Consider the following 8,394-nt stretch of genomic DNA (forward strand, 5'->3'; position numbering starts at 1 on the left):
CAGGGCGACGACAAGAACCAGTGAGTGTTGCTCCCATGTGATCCTTCCCGGTCGCGTTACGGTCGGTAATCTGATCAGCTCGATCGGTAACGGGGCAGGGTGGTGAGGTCGACGGCTTGCGCGATGGCGCGGTAGCCGGCGTCGTTGAGGTGGATGCCGTCACCCGAGTCGTACTGGGGCCTCAGGAGGCCGGGGTCGCCGGGCCGCCGGACGACGGCGTCGAAGTCGACGACGTGGTCGTAGGCGCCGCCGGTGCGGATCCAGCGGTTGACCTCGTCACGCACGGCCTCCGCCGCCGGGCTGTAGGCGAGGGCGGCGCCCTTCATGGGCATGAGGGTGGCGCCGACGACCTTGACGCCCCTGGCGTGGGCGGCTTCGATGAGCCGCTTGTGGCCGTCGATGATCTGACCGGCGCTCGCCTGATGGGGTTTGTTCCATTCGGCGAGGTCGTTGATGCCCTGCATGGCGATGACCGTGCGGACACCGGGCCGGTCGAGGACGTCGCGCTGGAAGCGGGCGAGTCCGTTCCCGCCGTACTCGGGGGAGTCCGTCAGCAGGCGGTTGCCGCCGATGCCGGCGTTGACCACCGCCAGGGAACGACCGGCCAGGCGTTCGGCGAGCCGGTCGGGGTAGCGGTGGTCGGCGCCGACGGTGGAGCCGACGCCGTCGGTGAGGGAGTCGCCGAAGGCCACCACGGTGCCGGCCCCGCGCGGGGCGGCGACCTCGACGCCGGCCAGGTAGTACCAGGAGTCGCTGGTGTCGGTGAACGCCTTGCCGGCGGTGTCGGCCAGGTGGTCGCCGGCGGCCCGGTAGGACGTGACCTGGGCGAAGTGGTGGAAGGTGGCCGCTCCCGTGGGCCGGGTGAAGCGCAGGGTCACCGCGAGCCTGCCCAGCGGGCGGACCGGCAGGGAGACCGGGTCGCTGAGGAGTTCCCGGCCGGGCGGGACGACGGTCTCCTCGCGGCCGGCGAAGGTCAGGGTACGCGGACGGCTCGTGGCGGCTCCCTGGAGGGCTCCGGCGATCGCGGCTCCGTCGACGGCCAGCGGGGCGGTGCCGTGGACGTTCGAGAGCCTGACGCGCACGGACGGCCCGCCGGTGGTGACGCGCACGACCTGGCGCAGGGTTTCGGGGGCCTGGCGGGCGAAGCCCTCCTCGGACCAGTTGACGCCGTACCAGGGTGTGCTGGGGGTGGCCGGCTGGGCGGCACTTCCCCAGGCCGCCGCCCACCGCCGGGGCGCGGCCTCGGCGGGAGTGACGGTCATGTTCAGGGCGAGGGCGGCGGCCAGGGCGGGGATGGTGAGGTTGCGCATGAGGGTGTCGCTTTCACACGTGCTTTCGGAAGAAGAGGTCAGGCGGTCTTGACGGCCGACAGGTCGAACTCGAGCGTGATCTTCTCGGAGATCATCACCCCGCCCGTCTCCAGGACCGCGTTGTAGGTGATGCCGAAGTCCTTGCGGTTGATCACGGTGCCGCCCTCGAAGCCGACCCGGGTCAGGCCCTGGGCGTCGACAGCGGTGCCGGCGTAGTCGAGCGGGATGGTGACCTCCCGGGTCACACCGCGGATGGTCAGCTCGCCGGTGACCTCGAAGCTGTCGCCGCCGACGTGCTTGACGCCGGTGGAGTCGAAGGTGATGTGCGGGTGGGCCGCGGCGTCCAGGAAGTCGCCCGTGCGCAGGTGGTCGTCACGCATCTGGTTGCCGGTCTGGATGCCGGTGACGTCGAGGACCACGCGGGCGCCGGAGGCCGCCGGGTCGGCCGCGTCCAGGGTGACGGTGGCCTCGTGGACGGGGATGCTGCCGCGGACCTTGGTGACCATGGCGTGGCGGGCGGTGAAGCCGAAGCGGCTGTGCGCGGGGTCGATGGTGTAGGTGCCGGTGAGGTCGTTGGAGTACATGCCAGCTCCGATCGCGTTTAGTTCAGCACTGGAAGATTGAGCAGGACAGTACACGTACTTATTTCAGTGCGCAACCTTCCAGTACGATGACGTTCGTGACCCGATGGCTCAACGACGACGAACAGCACGCCTGGCGCACCTTCGGCCTCGCCACCCGCCTGCTGACCGACCGCCTGGAACGCGACCTGCTGGCCGCGGCCGACATGCCCCCCACCTACTACGAACTGCTGGTCCTGCTGTCGGAGGCGCCCGAGCGCACCATGCGCATGAGCGAGCTCGCGCAGTGGACCAACTCCAAGCCCAGCCGCATCTCGCACGCGATCAACAAGCTCGAACAGAAGGGATGGGTGCGCAGGGAGCACTACGCCGGCGACCGGCGCGGGTGGCTCGCCGTGCTCACCGACGACGGGCTCACTGCGCTCCAGGCCGCCGCCCCGCGACACGTGGCCGGCGTCCGGGAGCACGTGATCGACCTGCTCACCCCGGAACAGCTCCGGCAACTCGCGGACATCAGCCAGGTCCTCCTCGACCACCTGACCGGGCCGCCCGCGGAGGACCGGGACTAGGAGGCGAGGAACGGCTCGACGGCGGCGGCGAACGCGGCCGGGTCGTCGAGTCGCGGATGGTGCCCGGCCGGCCGAAGGTCATCGTCGACCGGTCACCGCTCGGCGCGGGCTGCGTCCGCTATCCCGCCGCGGGTGCGGGTCAACTGTGGGGGACGTCCCGGCCGCTGCCGGAAGGGCTCGCGGCGGTGCTGGGCCGGACCCGGGCGGCGCTGATCACGAAATTCCATGTATATCCTGTAGGGAATATTGACTTTACCTGGCTCGTGCCCGTAGGTTCATGGGCATGAGCCAGGGCCTTCATCTGACCCGGCGCCCGCACGTGGACTTCTGCCACGTCGCCAGCGCGCAGTGTCGTTGATCACGGACAGCTGACCGCGCACTTCTCCCGTCCCGGCGTGGCCGATGGCGCCCACGCCCTGTGCGATCCCCCTTCTCTCGCGCGCCGGCGCACTGGCGCGCCCTTCCAGAGGAACCATCCGTGATCAGAATCAGACATGCCCTCCTCGCCGTGGTGCTGGCCGCCGGAGCGGTCGCCTGCGGCTCGGCCGAGGGCGCGGCGAAACCCGGCGGAGCAGAGGTCAAGGAGCTGCGCTACCAGGGGAACGTCGGCTCCGTCACCTATCCCGAACTGGCCGAGGACCTCGGCTACCTCGGCGACATCAAGCTGAAGTGGATCGGCAACACCACCAGCGGCCCCCAGGACATCCAGTCGGCCGCCACCGGCCAGACCGACTTCGGCGGCGCCTTCAACGGCGCGATCATCAAGCTCAAGGCGGCCGGGGCGCCGATCAAGGCGGTGATCGGCTACTACGGCTCCGACAAGCAGAGCTTCAACGGCTACTACGTGACCGCGGACAGCCCCATCAGGACCGCCCGCGACCTCATCGGCAAGAAGATCGGGGTCAACACCCTCGGCGCGCACCACGAGGCCGTCATCAAGGAGTACCTGAAGCGCGAGGGCCTGACGCCGGAGGAGATCAAGCAGGTCCAGCTCGTCGTGATCCCCCCGGTCAACACCGAGCAGGCCCTCCGCCAGGGACAGCTCGACGTGGGGACGCTCGGCGGCGTCCTGAAGGACAAGGCGCTCGAGCGCGGCGGCCTGCGGCCGCTGTTCACAGACGTCGACCTGTTCGGGCCGTTCACCGCGGGCTCCGTCGTGCTGCGCGAGGACTTCATCGCCCGCAACCCCACCACCACCAGGAAGTTCGTCGAGGCGTACGCCAAAGCCATCGACTGGGCCCAGAGCCACCCGCGCGAGGAGGTCGTCGCCCGCTTCGAGAAGATCATCGCCAAGCGCGGGCGCAACGAGGACGCGACCACGGTGACGTTCTGGAAGAGCACCGGCATCGCCGGCAAGGGCGGAGTGATCGCCGGCAAGGAGTTCCAGACCTGGATCGACTGGCTGGCCCGCGAGGGCGAGATCAAGCCCGGCCAGATCAAGCCGGCCGACCTCTACACCAACACGTTCAACCCCTACGCCAACGGGAGCGGGTCATGACCACCACCCTCGGCGACACCGCCGTCAGAACCAAGATCGGCATCCGGGACGTGCGCAAGATCTTCCAGGTCCGGGACGCCGGCGAACCGTTCGTCGCGCTGGACGGCGTCGATCTCGACGTGCGCGAGGGGGAGTTCCTCGCGCTGGTCGGGCCGAGCGGCTGCGGCAAGTCCACGCTCCTCGACCTGGTCGCCGGGCTGACCGCGCCGACCAGCGGCGAGGTCGTCGTCGACGGCACGCCGATCTCCGGCCCGGGCCTGGACCGGGGGATCGTCTTCCAGCAGTACGCGCTGTTCCCCTGGCGCACCGCGCAGGCCAACGTCGAGTTCGGCCTGGAGGCGAAAGCCGTGCCCCGGAGGGAGCGGCGGGAGCGGGCCCGGCACTACCTGGACCTCGTCGGGCTCACCGGGTTCGAGGAGCGCTACCCGCACGAGCTGTCCGGCGGCATGCGCCAGCGGGTGGCGATCGCCCGCAGCCTCGCCTTCGACCCCGACGTGCTGCTCATGGACGAGCCGTTCGCCGCTCTGGACGCCCAGACCCGCGAGTCGCTCCAGGAGGAGCTGCTGCGCATCTGGAACAAGACCGGCAAGACCGTCATCTTCATCACGCACGGCATCGACGAGGCCGTCTACCTCGGGCAGCGGGTCGCGGTCATGACGTCCCGTCCCGGGCGGATCAAGGAGGTCGTCGAGGTGGCCTTCGACTCCCGCGAAGGTGACCTGCGGGGGGATCCCGTGTTCGGCGAGTACCGGCACCACGTGTGGAGCCTGCTGCGCGACGAGGTCGCCGCGGCGCGGGTGCAGGAGCGGAAGGCGGCGACCTCCCGTGGCTGACCAGCGCAGCGACCTCGCCACCGGCACGACCGTGAGCGAGCGCGGCCACCCCGCCGCCGGCGTCGCCCTGAGCGAGCGCGAGCTCGAGGACCTCCCCGTCCGCACCGTCCCGAGCGAGTCCGAGGAGATCGCTCCCGGCCTTCAGCGGTACGACGTGCCCGGTGCAGGGGCTCCTGGCACGTCCGCATTCGCCCGCGGGGCGCGCCGCGTGGCGTCACGGGTGGCCACGAAGTCGGGAGCGATCCTCCTGCTGCTGGCCGCCTGGGAGGCGCTGCCCCGGCTCGGGGTGTTCGACCGGGTGTTCGTGCCTCCTCTGTCGGAGGACCTCGTCGTCTGGTACGAGCTGCTGGCCGACGGCCCGCTTGCCGAACACCTGCAGGCGTCGCTGGCGCGTTCCCTGTCCGGGTTCGGCCTGGCCATCGCGCTGGCCATCCCGCTCGGCCTGCTGATCGGCTGGTACCGGCCGGTGGCCGACGCCCTCACCCCGCTGCTCGAGGTCTTCCGCAACACCTCGGCCGTGGCGCTGCTGCCGGTGTTCACGCTCATCCTCGGCATCGGCGAGACCACGAAGATCAGCTTCGTCCTGTACTCCTGCTCCTGGCCGATCCTGCTCGGCACGGTCAGCGGCGTGAAGACCGTCGAACCCCTGCTGATCAAGTCGGCCCGCTCCATGGGGCTCGGCCCGGTCCGGCTCTTCCAGAAGGTCATCCTGCCCGCCGCCGTGCCCGCCATCTTCACCGGAGTACGGCTGGCCGGGGCCTACTCCATCCTCGTCCTGCTGTTCGCCGAGATGGTCGGGGCCAAGGCGGGGCTCGGCTATCTCATCCTGGACGCCCAGTCCAGCTTCCGCATCCCCGAGATGTACGCCGGGATCATCACGATCTCCGCGCTCGGCCTGCTGTTCAACCTGTTCCTGCTCAGGATCGAGCGCCGCTTCTCCACCTGGAGGACCACGTGACGAGAAAGCTCCACCTCAACGCCTTCCTCATGGGTGTCGGCCACCACGAGGCGGCCTGGCGGCACCCGCGCACCGAGCCGGCCAGGCTCGCCGACGTCCGGCACTACCAGAACCTCGCCCGGATCGCCGAACGCGGCAAGCTGGACTCCGTCTTCCTGGCCGACGGCGTCGCCCTCTGGGGCAACGTCCGGCACAACGCCCTCGGCGGACTGGAGCCGCTGACGCTGCTGTCGGCGCTCGCCACGGTCACCGACCACGTCGGCCTGATCGCCACCGTGTCGACCACCTACAACGAGCCGTACCACGTGGCGCGCAAGTTCGCCTCGCTCGACCACATCAGCGGCGGCCGGGCGGGCTGGAACATCGTCACCTCCGCCAGCGAGGCCGAGGCGCACAACTTCGGCGTCGAGCGGCCCGCGCACGCCGACCGCTACGCCAGGGCCACCGAGTTCCTGGACGTCGTCACCAAGCTCTGGGACAGCTGGGAGGACGACGCGATCCTCGGCGACCGCTCCCACGGCCTCTACGCCGACACCGGCAAGATCCACCCGATCGAGCACGCGGGCGAGCACTTCCGGGTGCGCGGCCCGCTGAACGCCTCCCGCCCGCCGCAGGGGCACCCGCTCCTGGTGCAGGCCGGTTCGTCGGAGGACGGGAAGGAGTTCGCCGCCCGCTTCGCCGAGGCCGTCTTCACCGCCCAGCAGACCCTGGAGGAAGGGCAGGAGTTCTACGCCGACCTGAAGCGCCGCCTGGCCGGGTACGGCAGACGGCCGGACAACCTGCTGATCCTGCCGGGCATCTCACCGATCATCGGCTCCACCGAGCGGGAGGCGCGGCAACTGGAGCGGGAGCTCGAAGAGCTCATCATCCCCGCGTACGGGCTGGCCCAGCTCTCCCACATGACCGGCATCGAGCTGGGCGAGGACGCGCTCGACCGCCCGCTGCCGGACATCTCCGTCGAGACCGAGGGGGCGCAGAGCCGCCGCAAGCTCGTCGTCGATCTGGCCAGGCGGGACGACCTCACGGTCAGGCAGCTCATCGCCCGCCTGGCCGGAGGCCGGGGCCACCGCGTGGTGACCGGCACGCCTGAGCGGATCGCCGACGAGATCCAGGAGTGGTTCGAGGGCGGAGCCGCCGACGGCTTCAACGTCATGCCCGCGATCCTGCCCGGCGGCCTGGCGGACTTCGTCGACCACGTCGTACCGGAGCTCCAGGTCAGGGGCCTGTTCCGGTACGAGTACGAGAGCCGTACGCTGCGCGGCAACTACGGGCTGGCCCGGCCCCGCTCCCGGTACGCCGCCGAGGGCGACGCGGAGCTGGAAGTGGCGGTGGCCGGATGAGCATCGTCACGCTGGTCGGCAATCCCCGCGAGGGCTCCAGGACGCGGGCCGTGGCCGTCGAGGCCACCCGGGCCGTCGCCCGGCGGATCGGCTACGCCGTGCCCGGCGTCGTCGTGGACCTGTCGGCGCTCGGACAGCACCTGCTCTCGCCCGTCCCGTTCCCGGGCGTGGAGGCGGCGCTGCACCGGGTCGCCGCGTCGAGCCTGCTGGTCGTGGCCAGCCCCACCTACAAGGGGACCTACACCGGCCTGCTCAAGGTGTTCCTCGACCGGCTCCCGTCGGGTGCGCTGGCCGGGACGACGGCTCTGCCGCTGCTGGTCATGGGGGATCCCGCCCACTCCCTGGCGGTCGAGGTGCACCTGCGGCCGCTGCTGGTGGAACTGGGCGCCACCGTGCCCACCCCGGGCCTGGCCCTGCTCGAATCGCAGCTCACCGACCTGGAGGAGCGCCTCGGAGCCTGGGCCGATCGCGTGGCGCCGCAGGTGACCGCCGAGCTCAGGGCCGACACGGTCAGGGCCGACACGGTCAGGGCCGACACGGTCAGCGCCGGCGCGGCGAGGGTGGAAGCGGCCAGGGTGGAAGCGGCCGAGGTGGTGACGGCGCCATGACGGAGACCCTGTCCGGCCCCGCCGTGGACGCCGAGCACTACCGCCGAGCCCTCGCGGTGCACGCCGCGGGCGTCGTGGTGATCACCGCGCAGTCCGGCGGCATCCCCGTCGGGCTGACCGCGACCTCGTTCTCCTCGGTCAGCCTGGACCCGCCGCTGGTGTCCTTCTACGTCGACCGGGGTTCGACCACGTGGCCCTGGCTGCGCTCGGCCGACCACTTCGCGGTCAACGTGCTGGCCAGCGACCAGGCGGAGGTCGCGGCCAGGTTCGCGCGCAAGGGCGTCGACCGGTTCGCCGAGCCCACCCGGTGGCGTCCCGGGCCGCTGGGCGCGCCGCTGCTGCAGGACGTCTCGGCGCACCTGATCTGCCTGCCGCACGAGACCGCCGACGTCGGCGACCACGTGCTCGTGGTGGGCCTGGTGGCCGAGGCGCACGTGTACAGCGCAGGCCGTCCTCTTCTCTATCACCAGGGCAGGTTCGGGCGGTTCCTCGCTCATTCCTGACCGTGGCCGGCAGTATCTGACCGTGGCCGGTCGGAGCACCTCGCGTGCCCCGGCCGGCCACACGCGTGTCCGGGCAGGGCGCGTTCCCGTACGGACAGGGGGTAGATCCCTGCGCACGCACGCCGCCGCCCCGGCCCCGGTGGCGTGTCCGGGGCGGGGGGGGAGGGGGGGGGTGGGGCGAGGGGGGGAGGGGC

The 8,394-nt window shown here is 71.2% G+C and carries 9 protein-coding genes; 7 read left to right on the forward strand and 2 right to left on the reverse strand.

Going from position 1 to position 8,394, the window contains the following annotated elements; translation table 11 throughout:
* Window positions 1–74 precede the first annotated feature (74 nt).
* Window positions 75–1,310 carry an SGNH/GDSL hydrolase family protein gene (locus AB0H81_RS42350; protein WP_358387417.1) on the reverse strand — a complete coding sequence of 412 codons (1,236 nt, stop codon included), beginning with the start codon at window positions 1,308–1,310 and terminating at the stop codon, window positions 75–77.
* Between the two features lie 38 nt (window positions 1,311–1,348).
* On the reverse strand, window positions 1,349–1,894 hold the full coding sequence (locus AB0H81_RS42355) for a YceI family protein (RefSeq protein WP_358387420.1): 546 nt from the start codon (window positions 1,892–1,894) through the stop codon (window positions 1,349–1,351).
* A gap of 95 nt (window positions 1,895–1,989) precedes the next feature.
* On the opposite strand from AB0H81_RS42355, the gene AB0H81_RS42360 reads away from it, so the two are divergent.
* The 7 genes from AB0H81_RS42360 to AB0H81_RS42390 all read left to right on the forward strand — a co-directional run bounded on the left by AB0H81_RS42360 (window position 1,990) and on the right by AB0H81_RS42390 (window position 8,200).
* Complete coding sequence (locus tag AB0H81_RS42360) at window positions 1,990–2,460, forward strand: MarR family transcriptional regulator (RefSeq protein ID WP_358387423.1); 471 nt, start codon at window positions 1,990–1,992, stop codon at window positions 2,458–2,460.
* Window positions 2,461–2,938: 478 nt separating this feature from the next.
* Complete coding sequence (locus AB0H81_RS42365) at window positions 2,939–3,958, forward strand: ABC transporter substrate-binding protein (protein ID WP_358387425.1); 1,020 nt, start codon at window positions 2,939–2,941, stop codon at window positions 3,956–3,958.
* On the forward strand, window positions 3,955–4,791 hold the full coding sequence (locus AB0H81_RS42370; protein WP_358387427.1) for an ABC transporter ATP-binding protein: 837 nt from the start codon (window positions 3,955–3,957) through the stop codon (window positions 4,789–4,791). The genes AB0H81_RS42365 and AB0H81_RS42370 overlap by 4 nt, the downstream gene beginning before the upstream one ends.
* On the forward strand, window positions 4,784–5,749 hold the full coding sequence (locus AB0H81_RS42375) for an ABC transporter permease (RefSeq protein WP_358387429.1): 966 nt from the start codon (window positions 4,784–4,786) through the stop codon (window positions 5,747–5,749). Before AB0H81_RS42370 ends, AB0H81_RS42375 begins: the two co-directional genes overlap by 8 nt.
* The gene (locus AB0H81_RS42380) at window positions 5,746–7,089 is read left to right on the forward strand and encodes an LLM class flavin-dependent oxidoreductase (protein ID WP_358387432.1); all 1,344 of its coding nucleotides are present in this window, start codon (window positions 5,746–5,748) and stop codon (window positions 7,087–7,089) included. The genes AB0H81_RS42375 and AB0H81_RS42380 overlap by 4 nt, the downstream gene beginning before the upstream one ends.
* Complete coding sequence (locus AB0H81_RS42385; protein ID WP_358387436.1) at window positions 7,086–7,697, forward strand: NADPH-dependent FMN reductase; 612 nt, start codon at window positions 7,086–7,088, stop codon at window positions 7,695–7,697. The genes AB0H81_RS42380 and AB0H81_RS42385 overlap by 4 nt, the downstream gene beginning before the upstream one ends.
* Window positions 7,694–8,200 carry a flavin reductase family protein gene (locus AB0H81_RS42390; protein ID WP_358387439.1) on the forward strand — a complete coding sequence of 169 codons (507 nt, stop codon included), beginning with the start codon at window positions 7,694–7,696 and terminating at the stop codon, window positions 8,198–8,200. The genes AB0H81_RS42385 and AB0H81_RS42390 overlap by 4 nt, the downstream gene beginning before the upstream one ends.
* Window positions 8,201–8,394 lie beyond the last annotated feature (194 nt).

Source organism: Nonomuraea sp. NPDC050691, assembly GCF_040654455.1.
Classification (GTDB): domain Bacteria; phylum Actinomycetota; class Actinomycetes; order Streptosporangiales; family Streptosporangiaceae; genus Nonomuraea.

Bases quoted from the DNA above. Each gene is read 5' to 3' on its own strand.
- AB0H81_RS42350 (WP_358387417.1), bottom strand. From the start codon at position 1,310: ATGCGCAACCTCACCATCCCCGCCCTGGCCGCCGCCCTCGCCCTGAAC.
- AB0H81_RS42355 (WP_358387420.1), bottom strand. From the start codon at position 1,894: ATGTACTCCAACGACCTCACCGGCACCTACACCATCGACCCCGCGCAC.
- AB0H81_RS42370 (WP_358387427.1), top strand. From the start codon at position 3,955: ATGACCACCACCCTCGGCGACACCGCCGTCAGAACCAAGATCGGCATC.
- AB0H81_RS42385 (WP_358387436.1), top strand. From the start codon at position 7,086: ATGAGCATCGTCACGCTGGTCGGCAATCCCCGCGAGGGCTCCAGGACG.
- AB0H81_RS42390 (WP_358387439.1), top strand. From the start codon at position 7,694: ATGACGGAGACCCTGTCCGGCCCCGCCGTGGACGCCGAGCACTACCGC.